Origin of the sequence: Nitratireductor sp. (assembly GCF_017794765.1) — a bacterium.
Taxonomy (GTDB): Bacteria; Pseudomonadota; Alphaproteobacteria; order Rhizobiales; family Rhizobiaceae; genus Nitratireductor.
The window spans coordinates 157977-174298 of record NZ_CP051236.1; the positions used below are offsets into that span (position 1 = coordinate 157977).

At 62.1% G+C, this 16322-nt stretch carries 19 protein-coding genes; 10 read left to right on the forward strand and 9 right to left on the reverse strand.

Features of this window, described 5'->3' with window-relative positions:
* Window positions 1-4 precede the first annotated feature (4 nt).
* Complete coding sequence (locus HF949_RS00790; RefSeq protein WP_292897677.1) at window positions 5-451, forward strand: GNAT family N-acetyltransferase; 447 nt, start codon at window positions 5-7, stop codon at window positions 449-451.
* On the opposite strand, the gene HF949_RS00795 is transcribed toward HF949_RS00790, so the two are convergent.
* Window positions 432-941 carry a hypothetical protein gene (locus tag HF949_RS00795; protein WP_292897679.1) on the reverse strand — a complete coding sequence of 170 codons (510 nt, stop codon included), beginning with the start codon at window positions 939-941 and terminating at the stop codon, window positions 432-434. The two genes, HF949_RS00790 and HF949_RS00795, sit on opposite strands and share 20 nt — an antisense overlap.
* Between HF949_RS00795 and HF949_RS00800 the strand changes: the two genes are divergently transcribed.
* Window positions 934-2124 (forward strand): vWA domain-containing protein, encoded by a 1191-nt coding sequence (locus HF949_RS00800; RefSeq protein WP_292897681.1) that lies wholly within the window; start codon window positions 934-936, stop codon window positions 2122-2124. The genes HF949_RS00795 and HF949_RS00800 overlap by 8 nt on opposite strands.
* Before the next feature lie 21 nt (window positions 2125-2145).
* Here the strand turns inward: HF949_RS00800 and HF949_RS00805 are convergent, their stop codons facing one another.
* The 6 genes from HF949_RS00805 to hemC all read right to left on the reverse strand — a co-directional run bounded on the left by HF949_RS00805 (window position 2146) and on the right by hemC (window position 8337).
* Entirely contained in the window at window positions 2146-2931 is a 786-nt protein-coding gene (locus HF949_RS00805) for a glutamine amidotransferase (RefSeq protein WP_292897683.1), read from the reverse strand.
* Between the two features lie 5 nt (window positions 2932-2936).
* Window positions 2937-3401, reverse strand: a complete 465-nt coding sequence (locus tag HF949_RS00810; RefSeq protein ID WP_292897685.1) for a TerB family tellurite resistance protein — start codon at window positions 3399-3401, stop codon at window positions 2937-2939.
* Window positions 3402-3467: 66 nt separating this feature from the next.
* On the reverse strand, window positions 3468-5108 hold the full coding sequence (locus HF949_RS00815; protein WP_292897687.1) for a heme biosynthesis protein HemY: 1641 nt from the start codon (window positions 5106-5108) through the stop codon (window positions 3468-3470).
* Window positions 5109-5114: 6 nt separating this feature from the next.
* Window positions 5115-6548 carry a COG4223 family protein gene (locus HF949_RS00820; protein WP_292897689.1) on the reverse strand — a complete coding sequence of 478 codons (1434 nt, stop codon included), beginning with the start codon at window positions 6546-6548 and terminating at the stop codon, window positions 5115-5117.
* Between the two features lie 150 nt (window positions 6549-6698).
* Window positions 6699-7406, reverse strand: coding sequence for a uroporphyrinogen-III synthase (locus tag HF949_RS00825; RefSeq protein WP_292897691.1), 708 nt, complete (start codon window positions 7404-7406; stop codon window positions 6699-6701).
* Between the two features lies 1 nt (window position 7407).
* Window positions 7408-8337 carry a hydroxymethylbilane synthase gene (gene hemC / locus HF949_RS00830; RefSeq protein ID WP_292897693.1) on the reverse strand — a complete coding sequence of 310 codons (930 nt, stop codon included), beginning with the start codon at window positions 8335-8337 and terminating at the stop codon, window positions 7408-7410.
* A 94-nt stretch (window positions 8338-8431) separates the two neighbouring features.
* Between hemC and tsaD the strand changes: the two genes are divergently transcribed.
* The 8 genes from tsaD to HF949_RS00870 all read left to right on the forward strand — a co-directional run bounded on the left by tsaD (window position 8432) and on the right by HF949_RS00870 (window position 14535).
* The gene (gene tsaD, locus HF949_RS00835) at window positions 8432-9517 is read left to right on the forward strand and encodes a tRNA (adenosine(37)-N6)-threonylcarbamoyltransferase complex transferase subunit TsaD (RefSeq protein ID WP_292897695.1); all 1086 of its coding nucleotides are present in this window, start codon (window positions 8432-8434) and stop codon (window positions 9515-9517) included.
* Window positions 9514-10500 (forward strand): NAD(P)H-dependent glycerol-3-phosphate dehydrogenase, encoded by a 987-nt coding sequence (locus HF949_RS00840; protein ID WP_292897697.1) that lies wholly within the window; start codon window positions 9514-9516, stop codon window positions 10498-10500. The genes tsaD and HF949_RS00840 overlap by 4 nt, the downstream gene beginning before the upstream one ends.
* A gap of 16 nt (window positions 10501-10516) precedes the next feature.
* Window positions 10517-10813 carry a YciI-like protein gene (locus tag HF949_RS00845; protein ID WP_292897699.1) on the forward strand — a complete coding sequence of 99 codons (297 nt, stop codon included), beginning with the start codon at window positions 10517-10519 and terminating at the stop codon, window positions 10811-10813.
* On the forward strand, window positions 10813-11238 hold the full coding sequence (locus HF949_RS00850) for an EVE domain-containing protein (RefSeq protein WP_292897701.1): 426 nt from the start codon (window positions 10813-10815) through the stop codon (window positions 11236-11238). Before HF949_RS00845 ends, HF949_RS00850 begins: the two co-directional genes overlap by 1 nt.
* A gap of 10 nt (window positions 11239-11248) precedes the next feature.
* On the forward strand, window positions 11249-11905 hold the full coding sequence (locus tag HF949_RS00855; protein WP_292897703.1) for a class I SAM-dependent methyltransferase: 657 nt from the start codon (window positions 11249-11251) through the stop codon (window positions 11903-11905).
* Between the two features lie 55 nt (window positions 11906-11960).
* Window positions 11961-12368 (forward strand): DUF1761 domain-containing protein, encoded by a 408-nt coding sequence (locus tag HF949_RS00860; RefSeq protein ID WP_292897705.1) that lies wholly within the window; start codon window positions 11961-11963, stop codon window positions 12366-12368.
* 77 nt (window positions 12369-12445) lie between these two features.
* Complete coding sequence (locus HF949_RS00865; protein ID WP_292897707.1) at window positions 12446-12718, forward strand: helix-turn-helix domain-containing protein; 273 nt, start codon at window positions 12446-12448, stop codon at window positions 12716-12718.
* A 128-nt stretch (window positions 12719-12846) separates the two neighbouring features.
* Window positions 12847-14535: a SulP family inorganic anion transporter gene (locus tag HF949_RS00870; protein WP_292897709.1), complete on the forward strand. Its 1689-nt coding sequence runs from the start codon at window positions 12847-12849 to the stop codon at window positions 14533-14535.
* A gap of 1 nt (window position 14536) precedes the next feature.
* On the opposite strand, the gene HF949_RS00875 is transcribed toward HF949_RS00870, so the two are convergent.
* The gene (locus HF949_RS00875; protein ID WP_292897711.1) at window positions 14537-15184 is read right to left on the reverse strand and encodes a septation protein A; all 648 of its coding nucleotides are present in this window, start codon (window positions 15182-15184) and stop codon (window positions 14537-14539) included.
* 2 nt (window positions 15185-15186) lie between these two features.
* Window positions 15187-16322 (reverse strand): signal recognition particle-docking protein FtsY (gene ftsY, locus HF949_RS00880; RefSeq protein WP_292897713.1); only part of this gene is annotated, 1136 nt, incomplete at its 5' end.

A 16322-nucleotide genomic window follows, 5' to 3' on the forward strand; every position in this document is an offset into this window, starting at 1 on the left:
CACCATGACCGTTATCAGCATCCGTCCGCTCGCAAGAACCGACGAGCCGGAATGGCGCCGCCTCTGGACCGCCTATCTGGAATTTTACAAGACGAGCGTGCCCGAAGAGGTCTATGCCACGACATGGAGGCGGCTCTTCGATAATGGCGAATACGAGCCGAACGGGCTGATCGCGGAGATTGACGGAAAGCCTGTCGGTCTGGTGCATTACATGTTCCACCGCACCTGCTGGACCGTGGGCAACAACTGCTATCTGCAGGATCTCTACGCCGATCCTTCCGTGCGTGGACAGGGCATAGGCCGGGCTCTCATCGAGGCCGTATACGAAAAGGCGGACCAGGCAGGTGCAGCCAACGTCTACTGGATGACGCAGGATTTCAACGAAACCGCTCGCAAACTCTATGACCGGATCGCGAAGCTGACACCATTCATCAAGTACCAGCGGCGCTAGGCCCGGTACCCGTTGTTTTACGCTCGCCCTTCCGGACCTGTCCGTTGAGCGTGTAACTTTTCTTCAAATAGGCGAGCCCGGCAACAAACCACAGATGAGGGAGGGGCCATTGATGGCGATGTTTCCGCTTCCTCTTCTCAGCGAAGTACGTGCTGGAAAGGAACTCCGCAACAGACTGGGTGCCCTTGGCATGGTTGCATTCAAGACAGCATGGCAGGGTGTGTAAACCGGGAGCGTAGACACGAGGGACAACATGATCGCGTGTTGCCTTGGATAGTGGCAAAGGTTTGCCCACGGTGGCGCGACGCCGCATCGGAATTCCGCAATAGGCGCACCAATTCTTACGGTCATCCTGCCACCAGAAACCGATGAGGGACTCCGCCGAACGTATCAGGGAATGCAATTGATCCGTTTCCATGGCTCCTGTTGTATGGGATTTGTTCCAACGTGAGCCAAACGCCAGCTGAAAGTTTTTAATCAAAATGTTCATCCCCTTCTTCCTCGAGCTGAAAGCCGCGCGTATTCCTGTTTCGCTGCGTGAGTATCTTTCGCTGCTGGAGGGGATGGAGAAGGAGCTTGTCTCCTATGATGTGGAGGCATTCTATTATCTCGCTCGCGCGACGCTGGTGAAGGACGAACGGCATATCGACCGGTTCGATCAGGTGTTCTCGCATGTCTTCAAGGGTGTCGAAGCGGTGTCGGGCGGGGACGGCGTCGAACCGCACGCGATTCCCGAGGAATGGCTGCGCAAGCTGGCGGAAAAGCACCTCAGCGAGGAAGAGAAAAAGCTGGTCGAGGCCATGGGTGGCTTCGAAAAGCTCATGGAAACACTGAAAGAGCGTCTTGCCGAGCAGAAGGGGCGGCATCAAGGTGGCAACAAGTGGATCGGCACCGCCGGCACTTCTCCATTTGGCGCCTATGGTTACAATCCCGAAGGCGTGCGCATCGGCCAGCATGAATCGCGCCACCGCCGCGCGGTAAAGGTGTGGGACAAGCGCGAGTTCAAAAATTTCGACGATGCGGTGGAGCTCGGCACGCGCAACATCAAGGTGGCGCTGAAGCGGCTACGCCGCTGGGTGCGCGAGGGCGCGGTGGAAGAGTTCGACCTGCCCGGCACAGTTCAGGCCACCGCCGAACACGGCTATCTGGATGTCAAAACCCGACCCGAACGGCGCAACGCGGTGAAGCTTCTGATGTTTTTCGATGTGGGCGGCTCGATGGACGATCACATCCGCATTGTGGAAGAGCTGTTTTCGGCGGCGCGCGCCGAGTTCAAGCACATGGAATATTATTACTTCCACAACTGCCTCTACGAGGGCGTATGGAAGGACAACCGCCGACGCTATTCCGAAGTAACACCCACTTTCGACGTGCTTCACAAATTCGGGCCCGACTACAAGGTCATTTTCGTTGGTGATGCTTCAATGAGCCCGTATGAAATCGCCTATCCGGGCGGCTCGGTGGAGCACTGGAACGAGGAAGCCGGCCATATCTGGCTGAACCGCGTTCTCCAGCAATGGCCGAATGCGGTGTGGCTCAACCCGGTGCCGGAAAAACACTGGCGCTACACACACTCGATCCAGATGCTGCAGGAGATTTTCTCAGGCCGCATGTATCCAATGACGCTCGCGGGACTGGAAGCGGCCACGCGGGAGCTTTCGCGGAAGCATTGACCCCGAGGAGGCGCGTTTCGATCAGGCCACGCCCCTGCGCCCGACCATACGCCGGCCGACCGGGTGTTGCCCCGTCGCTTGGTCGCCGGCCTGCAGCGTTCCGGTGCATTCGCGCCCGAAAATCAGTTCCAGAAACTCCACCAGCCACTGTTTCAGGTGACGGTCCCATATGAGACGGCCGCCCAGATGATCGCGGCCCTGCTGCGCGCCCGGCATGACAAAACGATGCGCGCCACGCACCACCCAGCGCTGCATCATGGCGCGGGTGAGCTCGGCATGGAACTGAACGCCCCAGGCATTTTCGCCATAGCGAAACGCCTGGTTGGGATAATGCTCGGCGGTGGCGAGGAGCGTGGCGTCCTTTGGTAGCGAGAACCCTTCCCGGTGAAACTGATAGACCATTTCGGGCCAATGGAGCAGCTTGCGCCCGGCGTCCGTCGCGCGCAGCGGATACCAGCCGATCTCGACCAGCCCGTCATCACGGCTCCTCACCTGTCCACCCAGATGCTTCACCAGCAATTGCGCGCCCAGGCAGATGCCAAGAAAAGGTTTGTTCTCCCGCAGTGGAACGGCGAGCCAATCGGTTTCGTGCTTTACAAAATCATCATGATCATTGGCACTCATGGGGCCACCGAACATCACCACGCCAGCATGATCTTCAAGCGTTTCAGGCAGAAGATGACCCAGCGGCGGACGGCGGACGTCCAAAGAGAAACCGCTCGACGCCAGAACCTGACCAACACGGCCCGCGCTGGATGTTTCCTGATGCAGGACGATTAGAATCTTGCGGCTCGGCTCGGTCCCCATGGCAATCAGCTCTTGGCGTGTTTCTCTTGCATTTCCTGGCGCAGGATTACCCTGTCCCGGTTGTCGACACCGATGAGCTCGGCCACGCGCCAGACAAGGTTGTCCTCCAGTTCGTGCATCTCGCCATCGGCAAAGACGATGCCCCACATGAGACCGATGAAGGCCTTTCTTGCATCGGCGTCGAGGTGCCGTTTCAGAACACTGGTAAAGGCATAAAGGTCGATCGCCTCCTGCTCGGCTTTCTCGCCGGCCTTGAGGATCTTCTCGAGTTCCACTCCCGTCAGATTGTAGGTGCTGGACAGGGTCTCCCTGAGCTTTTCAACCTCAGATGCTTCACGAATGCCATCAGCATCGAGAACGTGGAAAAGCAATGCGGCGGCAGCCACACGCGGATCATCTTCCGGCTTCACCGTCGCTTGGCGGCTGCTGCCTGGAAGATCTTTCAGAAAGGACAGAATGCTGTCGAACATGAGGGCCTGCTGTTCGGATCACGTGGAGTAGCGACCCGCCCTGGGGCGAATCGCGGTATCTCACTCTTAGAATAGGCGGAAGGGGCTTTGCGTCGAGCCGTTCTTGTCATCCGGGTCCACGCCAGGGTCATCAGGCAATGGCGGTTTGACTGGTTCGTCTTTCGATGAAGCATCTGTCTTCAGCCCGTTGACCGGGACGGGTTTCGCCTGCGGCGCAGGCTTCTGCGATCCGACTCCCGTATCCGCTGCCTTTTCTTCCGGCTTTGCGTCTTTCGGCTTTTCTGCTTCGACAGGCTCTGCCTCGATTACCACTGGATCGGCTGCCGGCTCATCGGGTTCACGCGTTTCTTCCGCACCCTTTGGCGCTGCGATGGCAGGGGCCGGCGAGAAATCTTCATCGCCTTCGACCACCTGCGCCAGCCGCTCCATGGGCATGCGCCACTCGAAGGCGTCAAGCTTGCCGGTGACGGGCGAGATCGGCGCCCAGCGCTCTGCCACATAGCCATCGGCCACCCACGCAGGATCACGCGGCGCACGCAACGCCTTGGCAAGCCACTGGCGTACCCGCCCCTGATCTCCTGTCTCGGCTTCCTCGATGTCGGCCATCAGGAGATAGACGCTTTCGCGCGGCCCGAGCCGGGCGGCCGCCTCGCAGGATTCACGCGCGAGTTTGAACTCGCCAGCGTCGAGCGCCGCACGGCCAACGATCAGCGCCGATTCCACATTGTTGCGCTTCAGCGACTGGAGTTTCTTGGCGCGCGCCAGACGGTCCTGCGTGGAATCGCCAGGGCGGGCATGGATATAAGCTTCTGCAATTTCGGGATGCGGTTCCTTCTTCCAGACGGTCTCCAGAACTTTTGAACCCTTGCGCAACTCATTTTGGCGGAAAAGCGCCCTCGCAGCAGTCACAGCCGCAGGCACAAAATCAGGCCGCAGCTTGTGTGCTTCCATGGCTGCGGTGCGCGCAGCCTGCGGATCGGCATCCAGCACATCGAGAGCCTTGGCGGTGAGCAACACGGCACGACGGTCTGTGACGCTCTCGCGCGCATCCTTGCCGGTCGGCTTGCGGCTGCCGAGCAGCGTTAATGCTCCATCCCAGTCACCTTCTGCCGTTTTCCCGTCAAGGGCGGCATTCACGGCCCAGTCGAGCTGAGGGGCATCTTGCACCGCCCGTTCGGCATAGTGGCGGGCAACCTCGCGCTCACCCATTCGCTCGGCCTCGAGATAAAGTCCGCGGAGACCCAGAAGGCGCATCTCGGGATCGTCGAGCATGGCGGTGAACTTGTCGCGCGCCGCCTGCCGATCACCGTCCAGCAATGCTGCCTGCGCATCGAGAAGATGGATGAGCGGCTCCTGATCCGAAGAGATCAGCTTGGCCGCCTGCTGGCTCATGCGCCGCGCCAGACCGCCATCACCGGCGCCAGCCGCTATCATCCCGGTGGAAAGCGCCTGATAGCCACGATCGCGGCGACGCACGCGGAAATACCGGGCAACGGCATAGGGGCTCGTCCAGATGCTGCGGATCAGCCACCACAGGATCATCACCGTCGCGACGATCGCGACGATCGCGACCGCGGCCACCATGAGAGAAACTTCATATCGATAGCCCGCAAAGGTGACGACGAGATCGCCCGGACGCTCGGCGAGCCAGGCAAAGCCTAGCCCCAGAAGGAAGACAACAACAAGGTAGAAGAGAATACGGAACATCTGCGCTTATGCCCCCTTCAGCGCATCGGCGAGCGCCCTGTTCAATATCTGATCGGCGGCGTGACGGGCCCTGAGCCTTTCGACGAAATCGGCGGCTGCCTCTTTTCCGGCCTCCGGCAGCGTCTCGTATTCGGCAAGCGCCTTTTCATAATCATTTGCGACAACAGCCGCCTCCATGCGAGCGGCGATCGCATCCGGCCCATCGCCTTCGACGCTGCCCACCGGCCGCACCACCACGAGCGAGCGGGCGCTGGCCATCAGATTGTCGATGATACCGCCCTCGCCGTCGCCGGCCCGGCGGGTGGTGGCGGCCACGATACGACTCGCCACTTCGGGCGCCTCGGCAGCAAGCGTCGCGCGGCTTGGCACACCGGAGCTCGCGTTGGCCTCAAGCGGCGCCAGCGCCTCGGCCTCACCCTCGGGTGCGATGGCGGTGTAGGTCTCAAGCTCGCTGGCATAGGGCGTACCGCGCTCCACAGCGGATTTCAGTGTGGTCGCGGCAATGACCAGCGCCATGCGCGGTGCGGCATCCGCCTCCTCGACCTGCGCCTTCAGCGCATCGACTTCGGTCTTGATCGCGGAAAGAGCCGCAGCGTTGTCAGACGCCGTCTTACGCGCCGTACCGGCCACCTCGGATGCTTCCCGCACGCCGGCCTCTATCGACGAGATCCGGGAGGTTACATCTTCAAGCGCGGCTCCAGCCCCTCCGCCTGCAGAAAGGCTTTGCGTCTGTTCTTCAAGTGCGGCAAGCCGTTTCGAGACAGCCTCGAGCCCCGGCCCCTCGCCGGCTTCGCCTGAGGAGATCGATTCGCGCAGCGCCGTTATCTCATTTCCCAGCTCGGAAAGGCGCCGCTCGGTGGCCTCGGCACGCTCACGCGCCTCGCTCAGAGCGGTCGCAACCGCCTCGGTGTTACCTCCGGTGGCGGGCTCATCGCTCAACCTGCTTTCAAGGGCTGCAACCTGCTGGCGCAGCGACTCCACCGCCGGATCGGCCGCATCGCCGCCCCTGTCTGGAGCCGGCAGGATTCCTGCCCATTGCAAGCCACCGGCAAGTGCAAGCGCCATGAGGCCGCCCACAACACCACCGGCAACCGCACGGCCGGCGCCGCCGCCACCTGTGGCGGGCGGGGCGTCCTCAGGTTTTTCGGATTTCTTTCCAGCATCGCCCTTGCTGACGTTTGCACCGCCAGCTTTTGCGTCGCGTCCGAACCCGGCATCCTTGTTCGCGGGCTTGTCTTTGGACGCGGCAGCAGGCTTTTCGCCTTTTGGAGCGGTAGAGGAGGCGGGCTTGGCAGATGTCTCTGTCCCGGACGCCTCCGGCTTCGCTTCAACGCCAATTTGCGTGTCCTGCCCGGCTGCCTGTTTGGTAGCTTCACCGGGCGCGTCAGGCTTGTCGACCTTTTCCTTCTTCACCTGATCGGGATCCAGATCAATGGTCACTGGCTCCTTCTGGGTTTTGGAATGACGCGTTCTCGGCGTTTTGACCATCAGGCAACTCCGCTGCAAAGGACTGATCCTGCACTATGTGCAGTGCATATAAGTTCCTATCACACCCCTATGTGGTGAAAACAGGGGCCCACAGGATTGCGGCTACGTCTTTAGCAGAAAGAGCAGACGATCTTCCGACGGAAAATCCGCAATTCGAGCGGTTTTTGCGACATCCTGACCCAAAACCCCGGCAATACGCTCTGAGAGACAATAAAATGTCGCAGCCGCCAGTTTTGTTCCCATACCAGACCGCGCCATGGACCGCCTGAGTTGTTCCGCGCCATTGGCCGAGTAGAGCAACACGTCATCGACCGGCCACTCGCCAATCACCGACTGGATAGCGGCATCTGAAGGCTCCAGCAGCAGCGTGTCGTAAATCTCGATCAGACGTGGCCGGTGGCCTGCTGCAAGAAGCCGCGTTTCCAGCACATCGCGGCGTACACGCCCGCACAGCACCGTTACATGGGCGGGAGCCGTGAAAGCGGCATCGATGCGCGCTGCCAGTCTCTCAGCGTCGCCTGCCTCATCGTCTACCAGGTTGAGCCCCGCCAGGCGCACGGCCTCACCCGTGCGGCGCCCCACGGCGAAGACCGGCCTGCCCTTCAATGCATCGAAAACAGATTGTGGCGCATGGCGGATTGCGTTGGGGCTGGTCACGGCCACCACATCCACTTGTTCGGTGGCGATGGCAGGATGCAGTGGCACGGTTTCCGTCAACGGCAGGACGAGCGGCTCAAAACCCATTTCAATGAGCCTGGCGGCGGTTTCCGAAGCGCCCGGTTCGGGGCGCGTGACCAGCACCCGCCGCATCTCACTGCCAGCTGTCGAAGAAACGTGTGCCGGCCTTCTCACGGATTTCTGCACCAGCCTCCGCGCCGAGACGGATAGCATCCACCGCGAGGCCTTCGGTTGCAATTTCATGGGTTTCGCGGCCATCGGGCGTGAGAATCAAGCCGGAGAACCGCAGTCTGTCGCCCTCGATGCGGGCAAGCCCCGCAATGGGCGTGCGACAGGAACCGTCAAGCGCACCAAGAAAGGCCCGCTCGCAGAGAAGCGCGTCACCGGTCTCGGCATGATGAATGGCCGCGATCATCGATCCGATGCGCCGGTCGCCGATGCGGCTTTCAATGCAGATCGCGCCCTGCCCGAGTGCGGGCGGAAAACGTTCGGGGTCCATCACCTCGGTGGCGATGTGCGGCATGCCAAGCCGGTTGAGCCCGGCAAGCGCCAGAAGCGTACCTTCGGCAACGCCTTCCTCCAGCTTCCGGAGCCGCGTCTGCACATTGCCACGAAACATGCCCACTTCGAGATCGGGGCGAAGACGAAGCACCAGCGCCTGACGGCGCAGCGACGAGGTGCCGAGCTTGGCGCCCTGCGGCAGATCCTCAAGTTTGGCGATGGAGCGCCCGATGAAAACGTCGCGCACATCCTCGCGCTCCAGAAAGGCAGAGATTTCCAGACCATCAGGGAGTACGGTGGGCATGTCCTTGGAGGAATGTACAGCCAGATCGATGCGGCCATCGAGCATGGCTTCCTCGATTTCCTTGGTGAAGAGCCCCTTGCCGCCGGCCTGCGAGAGCGGGCGGTCCTGAATGCGGTCGCCGGAGGTGGAGATGACGACGATCTCGAACGCCTCTTCTGGCAGGCCGTGTGCCGCCATGAGGCGCGCGCGCACCTCGGCAGCCTGAGCCACTGCCAGAGCGCTTCCGCGCGTTCCAATCTTCACCACATCAGTTTGCATGCCGTCATGTCCGTGCTAACCCCGCATCCGAACCGGATGCACCACACCCCTAACGGGGATTGGCTGCGACGGCAACATGAGCAGGTAAGTCTGAATGACGCGCATCCTTGGCATCGAGACGAGTTGCGACGAAACGGCGGCGGCCGTGATCGAGAAATCGGGCAACGACACAAAAATCCTGTCCAATGTGGTTCTGAGCCAGATCGCCGACCATGCCGCCTTTGGCGGCGTGGTGCCGGAGATCGCCGCGCGCGCGCATGTAGAGGCGCTCGACGGTGTGGTGAAAGCCGCACTCGATGAAGCCGGCCTCTCGCTACAAGACATCGACGCCATCGCCGCAACGGCCGGACCCGGCCTCATCGGTGGGCTGATCGTCGGCCTGACCACCGCCAAGGCGATTGCGGCAGCGAGCGGCAAGAAGCTTGTTCCGGTCAATCATCTGGAAGGCCATGCGCTGACCGCCCGGCTGACCGACGGAATCGAATTTCCCTATCTGCTTCTGCTCGTCTCCGGTGGACACACGCAGATCGTTCATGTGGAAGGCGTCGGGCGCTATCAGCGCTGGGCCTCGACCATCGACGATGCACTGGGCGAGGCATTCGACAAGACGGCAAAACTCCTTGGCCTGCCCTATCCCGGCGGCCCCAGCGTGGAAAAGGCGGCAGCGGATGGCGACCCGGAACGTTTCGCCTTTCCGCGTCCGCTCAAAGGCGAAGCGAGGCCTGATTTCTCCTTCTCCGGTCTCAAGACAGCCGTGAGGCGGGAAGCCACCGCGCTTGCACCGCTCAGCGAACGAGACATTGCCGACATCTGCGCCTCGTTTCAGCAAGCCGTGACCGAGACGCTGGCCGACCGGGTGGCGCGAAGTCTTGCACGCTTCCGCGAGGCGCATCCCGATCTCGAAACTCCGATCCTTGTTGTGGCAGGCGGTGTGGCGGCCAATCAGGCGATCCGCGCAGCACTCGATACACTCTGCGTCAACGCCGGTTTCAGGCTCATCGCCCCACCGCTGCGCCTGTGCGGAGACAATGCCGCGATGATCGCCTGGGCTGGGCTGGAGCGGCTGGAAGCAGGCCTTGAAGAAGAAGACGGTCTTGGCTTCGCGCCTCGCCCGCGCTGGCCGCTGGATCATGCATCAGCACCGCTTTTCGGCGCGGGCAAACGTGGAGCCAAGGCATGAGAAAACCATGGATCATCGCCGTTCTGGGTGCTGGCGCGTGGGGCACGGCGCTCGGCGCAACCATGCTCACGGGCGGGCACCGCGCAGGGCTATGGGCGCGGGATGAGGCACTGGCACACGCGATCAATGCCAATCACATCAACGAACGCTATCTGCCCGGGGTCCCGCTTGATAAGCGGCTTGTGGCAACGAGTAGCATGCAGGATGCACTCACGGGCGCCGACTGCATTCTCGCGGTGACACCTGCACAGACCCTGCGGACGGTTCTCGCCGATGCCGGGCCGCATGCGCCGAAAGGCATCCCCATCGTGCTATGCGCCAAGGGGATTGAGCGAGAGACAGGCAGGCTCATGTCGCAAATCGCCTCCGAGATGCTGCCTGAAAACCCGGTCGCCGCCCTTTCCGGCCCGAGCTTTGCCAGCGATCTTGCGCGCGGCCTGCCAACCGCCGTGACGGTGGCGGCGCAAAATACCGATCTGGCAGTTACACTCGCCGAACAGCTCTCCGCACCGCGCCTGCGTTGCTATTCGACCGACGATCTGACGGGCGTGGAGATCGGCGGCGCGCTAAAAAACGTTCTGGCCATCGCCGCCGGCGCAACCCATGGCGCGGGCCTTGGCGCCAGCGCATCGGCAGCGCTCATCACCCGTGGCTTCGTGGAGTTGCGCCGGATCGGCGAGGCCTTCGGCGCGCGCCCCGACACGCTGATGGGGCTTTCCGGTCTCGGTGACCTGATCCTGACCTGCGGCTCGGAGCAATCGCGCAATTTTGCCTATGGCGCCGCACTAGGACGCGGCGAGAAACTTGAGGGCCGGCCACTGGCCGAAGGCGCCCATACGGCCGGCATCGCCGCGCGCATCGTGCGCGAACGCGGCCTCGAAGCGCCCATCATCGAAAGCGTGACGGAACTTCTGAAAGGCCGGCTCACCGTGCAGACGGCCATGGAGACGCTGCTTTCACGTCCGCTCAAGAGCGAAACCTGACAAAAGGGGGAAAACCATGATCTTCGCCATCATCTGCCGCGACAAGCCCGGCCATCTGGAAACGCGCATGAGCACACGGCCCGAACATGTAAGCTATCTCAACGGGCTCAATGAGAACGGCGCGCTGAAATTCGCCGGGCCATTCCTTGACGATGAGGGCAAACCCTGTGGCAGCCTTGTTGCAGTGGAGGCCGAGGACCAGGCAGCAGCGGAACTGATCGCTGCAGCGGACCCCTATGCTCTTGCGGGCCTGTTCGAATCCGTTGAAATACGGGCCTGGAACTGGGTCTTCAACAATCCGGAGAATGCGTGATGGCCTATTGGCTGTTCAAATCCGAGCCTTCCACCTGGTCGTGGGAAATGCAGAAGAAAAAAGGCGCAGAAGGGGAGCAGTGGGACGGCGTGCGCAACTATCAGGCACGCAACAACATGCGCGAGATGAAGCTTGGCGATCTCGGCTTCTTCTACCACTCGGTCAAGGAAACTTCCGTGGTGGGCATCGTGGAAGTGTGTGCGCTGGCGCATCCCGACACCACGACGGATGACCCGCGCTGGGAATGCGTGGACATTCGCGCCGTCGAGGACATGCCCCGCCCGGTCACGCTGGCCGAGATCAAGGCCAATCCAGCGCTTTCGGAAATGATCCTGGTCAACAATTCGAGGCTCTCCGTGCAGCCAGTGCAACCGGACGAATGGGCCGAGATCTGCCGTATGGGCGGCCTCAAGAAAATTCCCTGAGAACGCGCTCATGAGGCGCGTCACCCCGGACAATGCGGCGGCGTTCATCCACGCCAACACAGCGCTGACGCGCCCGCCGCATGTGCCCGAAATCGCGCTCCATCTGGCCGATGAGGCCCATGATCTGTGGCAACGCACAGAGGAGGAGCTTGCCGCGATCGGCCTGCCGCCGCCTTTCTGGGCCTTCGCATGGGCAGGCGGACAGGGGCTTTCGCGCTACATCCTCGACCACCCCGAAACCGTGCGCGGGAAAAGCATTCTCGACTTTGCAACCGGATCCGGTCTTGTCGCCATTGCCGCCATGAAGGCAGGCGCTAAACATGTTTTGGCAGCGGACATAGACCCGTTCAGCGCCCCGGCCTGCGCGCTGAACATGGCCGCAAACGATGTGCAGTTCGAGACCACGCAGGACGACCTCACCGACGCAACAGGCAAATGGGATGTGGTGCTTGCCGGCGACGTTTTCTACGACCGGGCGATGACCGACGCGCTGGTGCCATGGTTCGAGCGCCTGCCGAAAGCAGGCGCGACGGTCTTTGTCGGCGATCCGGGGCGCAGCTACCTGCCACGCGCACACCTTGCCGAACTGGCGAGTTATATCGTGCCGGTGACCCGTGCGCTCGAAGACGCAGAGGTGAAGCGCACAACCGTCTGGCAATTCGCTTGACCGCTTTGTGGAGTGCGGGTTCAATCCACCCTGCTGGACATGTGAGGAGAACCCCATGGATTTCGCCGGTCTCAACTATCTCGCCATCCTCGTTGCCGCCATCGCAGCGTTCATGTTCGGCGCCATTTATTACGGCGCGCTCGGCAAGCCATGGATGAAGGCCGCTCGCATCAAGCCCGAAGACGCCAGGATGGAACCGTCGCTCTTTATCACCTCGTTCGTGGCCGAGCTGATCATGGCATGGGTTCTGGCCGGCGTGATCGGCCATCTGGGCGCGGGCCAGGTGACGTTCTGGAATGGCATCGTCTCCGGTGCCTTCATCTGGCTGGGCTTCATGGCCACGACCGTGGCAGTCAACCAGCGCTATGAAGGCTTTGGCTGGAACCTGACCCTGATCGATGCCGGCCATTGGCTTGGCGTCGCGCTTGTCATGGGTGCAGTGATCGGAGTCTTCGGCGTATGACCAATTCAGAACCTCATAATTGATGTTCTAGACATCAATTCTAAATCAATATATCTAAATTAAAAGACGGAGCGCCAATGATAACCGCCGCACAGATGCGCGCTGCCCGAGCCCTTTTGGGCATTGACCAGAAGCAACTGGCCGAGCTTTCGGGCGTTTCCCTGCCAACCATTCAGAGGATGGAGGCGAGCGAAGGCAATGTGCGCGGTGTTGTCGACACGCTTTCCAAGGTGGTCGAAGCGCTGGGGGCAGCTGGCATAGAGCTGATCGGCGACCATGCGCCCAGCCTCGGCACCGGACGCGGCGTACGGTTCAGGGAGCCGACCCCGGCAAAGGCGAAATCCGTCTGAGACAACGCAGTTCCAGCAAAAGTGGAAACCGGTTTTGCATCCGGAACTGCGGGAAACGATGAGAACGCAACGGCGACCGCCTGCAAGACGCCGACGGCCTTCCGCTGCGGATGGTATGAGGCTTTCCCATGCAGGCGAGCGCAACGCGCCCGGGTTTCATTGATCTTTTCACACCAAAACTGCTGACCGTGCTGCGCGAGGGCTACGGCCTCGACGCGTTCAGGGCCGACATTGTTGCAGCCTTGACGGTCGCGATCATCGCGCTGCCCCTGTCCATGGCCATCGCCATTGCGTCTGGCGTGGGACCGGAGCGCGGGCTTTACACCGCCATCGTGGGAGGGTTTCTGGTCTCCGCCCTCGGCGGCAGCCGGTTCCAGATCGGCGGGCCGGCGGGGGCCTTCATCATTCTCGTATTCGCAACGGTTCAGGCGCACGGCATGGACGGGCTGATCCTCGCCACTTTTCTGTCGGGCTTCATCCTGCTTGCCATCGGTGTCTTGAGGCTGGGAACTTTCATCAAGTATGTGCCCTATCCCGTCACCGTGGGTTTCACCTCCGGCATCGCCGTGATCATCCTCACGAGCCAGCTCAAGGATTTCTTTGGATTGACGCTGACGGGTGCGGAGCCCGGACCTTTCATCCCCAAACTGCAGGCGCTGGCGGAGGCCGCCCCGACGGTGAACGCCTCAGCACTTTTGCTGGCGCTTGGCTCGGTGGCGGTGATCATCGGGCTGCGCCGCTGGCGGCCGCACTGGCCGGGCTTTCTGATCGCCGTGGTAGCGGCCACGCTTGTCGCCTGGGTGTTTGGCCTGCCGGTGGAAACCATCGGGACAAGGTTCGGCGGCATTCCAAAAATGCTGCCTGCCCCACACCTGCCCGACCTGAGCACCGAGAAGATCATTGCCGTTCTGCCCGCCGCACTTTCGTTTGCGCTTCTGGGTGGCATCGAGAGCCTGCTTTCAGCGGTGGTGGCCGATTCCATGACGGGCCGCAGGCATCGCTCCAACAGTGAGTTGGTGGCGCAGGGGGCAGCCAATATCGGTTCGGCGCTGTTTGGCGGTTTCTGCGTGACCGGAACCATCGCGCGCACGGCGGCCAATGTGCGGGCTGGCGCACGCGGCCCTGTTTCGGGCATGCTGCATTCGCTGTTTCTTCTGGCGTTCATGCTGGTGGCTGCGCCGCTGGCACGCTTCATCCCGCTTTCGGCCCTTGCCGCCATACTGGCCGTGGTGGCCTGGAATATGGCGGAGAAGCACCAGTTCGCCGCCCTGCTACGCTCCTCATGGGGCGATGCAATCGTGCTTCTGGTGACGTTCCTGCTTGTGGTGTTCCGCGACCTGACGGAGGGCATCCTGGTGGGCTTCGGTCTCGGCGCGCTGCTCTTTCTGCACCGCATGTCGGAAGCGGTGCGCGTGGAGCATGGCGTTTCATCGCTGACCGACCAGCCAGACAGCGGCGAAGGCCCCTATTCGGCGGCGAACGCGACGGATGACGATGTGGTTGTCTACCGCATTGCCGGCGCATTCTTCTTCGGGGCGGCGGCTACGGTGGGAGCGGCGCTCGACCGGATCGGCAGTCAACCGAAAGCCTTTGTCATCGACATCAGATCGGTAAGCCTTCTCGATTCCACTGCAGCCGCGACCATCGAAGGTTTCGTGCGCAAGGCGCGCCAGCAGGGAACGAATGTCTATCTCGTGGGGGCGAGCCAGCCGATGCGCAAATTGCTGCGCACCCACGGGCTAAAACCGCCGGCGCTCCGGTTCTACAGCCGGCTGGACGACGCCATCGCCGCCGCAAGGCGGGATGCGTCCGGATAGCTCACTTCGTAGGCTCTTCCAGCGAGTGCTTCATGATGAGTGGCATCTGGCTCATCGTGAAGAGAATGGTGATCGGCATGATGCCCCACACCTTGAAGGCGACCCAGGTATCGGTGGAGAACATCCGCCACACCACCTCGTTGACCACCGCCAGAAAGATGAAAAACAGACCCCAGCGAAGTGTAAGCTTGCGCCAGCCTTCCGCATCCAGCTTGAAGGCGGAATCGAACACATAGCCAAGCAGCGACTTGCCGAAGGCAAGACCGCCCAGAAGCACCACGCCAAACAGCGTGTTGACGATGGTCGGCTTCATCTTGATGAAAATTTCGCTGTGCAGATAGAGTGTCAGCGCACCGAACACGAACACCACCACACCCGAGACAAGCGGCATGATGGGCAGTGTGCGGGTGAGAATCCATGACGCTGTCAGCGCGATGGCCGTGGCGGCCATGAAAAGCGCGGTGGCCACGAAGAGCGGGCCGCCGAGATTGCCCAGCGCCGGAAAGCGCTCCACCAGCCACTCGCCGCGCGAATTGGCGAAGAAGAACACCATGAGCGGCCCCAGCTCCAGCGCCAGCTTGAGGATCGGGTTGATCTCCTTGCGCCTGGGATCGGCGGGATCGCGTTCGAAGACGGGTTTTTCGCTCACGCTTACTGAACTCCTGCAATCGCCTTGGCGAAATCACTCGCCGAGAAGGGTTCGAGATCGTCAACCTGCTCGCCGACGCCGATGAAATAGACCGGCAGCTTGTGCTTGGCGGCGATGGAAACAAGGATACCGCCGCGCGCCGTGCCGTCGAGCTTGGTCATGACCAGACCGTTGACGCCCGCAACATTGCGGAAGATTTCGACCTGATTAAGGGCATTCTGTCCGGTGGTGGCATCCACCGTCTGGAGGACAGTGTGCGGCGCATCGGGATCGTGCTTGCCAAGCACGCGCACGATCTTCTCAAGCTCCGCCATCAGCTCGGCCTTGTTCTGCAACCGGCCGGCGGTGTCGATGATGAGCACATCGGAGCCGGCCTCCTTCGCCTTTTCATAGGCATCGTAGGCAAGGCCCGCCGCATCCGCGCCGAGTTTGGAGGAAACGACCGGCGAGCCGGTGCGCTCGCCCCAGATTTTCAATTGTTCGATCGCCGCGGCGCGGAACGTGTCGCCCGCGCCCAGCGTCACCGAAAGCCCGCCCTCGGTGAGCTTTGCAGCCAGCTTGCCGATGGTGGTGGTCTTGCCAGTACCATTGACGCCGACCACTAGAATGACGTGTGGCTTGTGCGACAGGTCGAGCTCGAGCGGCATGGCGACCGGCGCCAGCACCTTTTCGATCTCCTCGGCCATGATGGCCTGCACTTCCTCGCCTGACACATCCTTGCCGTAGCGGCCCGACGCCAGCGCATCGGTGACGCGCATCGCGGTCTCAAGACCGAGATCGGCGCGCAGAAGAACGTCTTCCAGGTCCTGAAGCGTGTCGTCGTCCAGCTTGCGCTTGGTGAACACGCCGGCGATGGAATCGCGCAGCTCGCGCGATGAACGCGACAGGCCGTCGCGCAGGCGCTGGAACCATGGCTTGCGCGGCTCGGGCGGTTGTGGCTCGGGCGCCTTCTCCTCCACGCGCTCGACTGCTTTGGAGACGGCGATCTTACCGGCGGCAGCGGCTGGCACGGCAGTTACAGCCTCGGCGACGGGCTCCACTTTCTTCTCCCCGCCTGCGGGGAGAAGGTGGTCCGCAGGACCGGATGAGGGGCCTGCGTCATCGGTGGACGGTGTCGGCGCGGCTTCGGCTGTGGGCG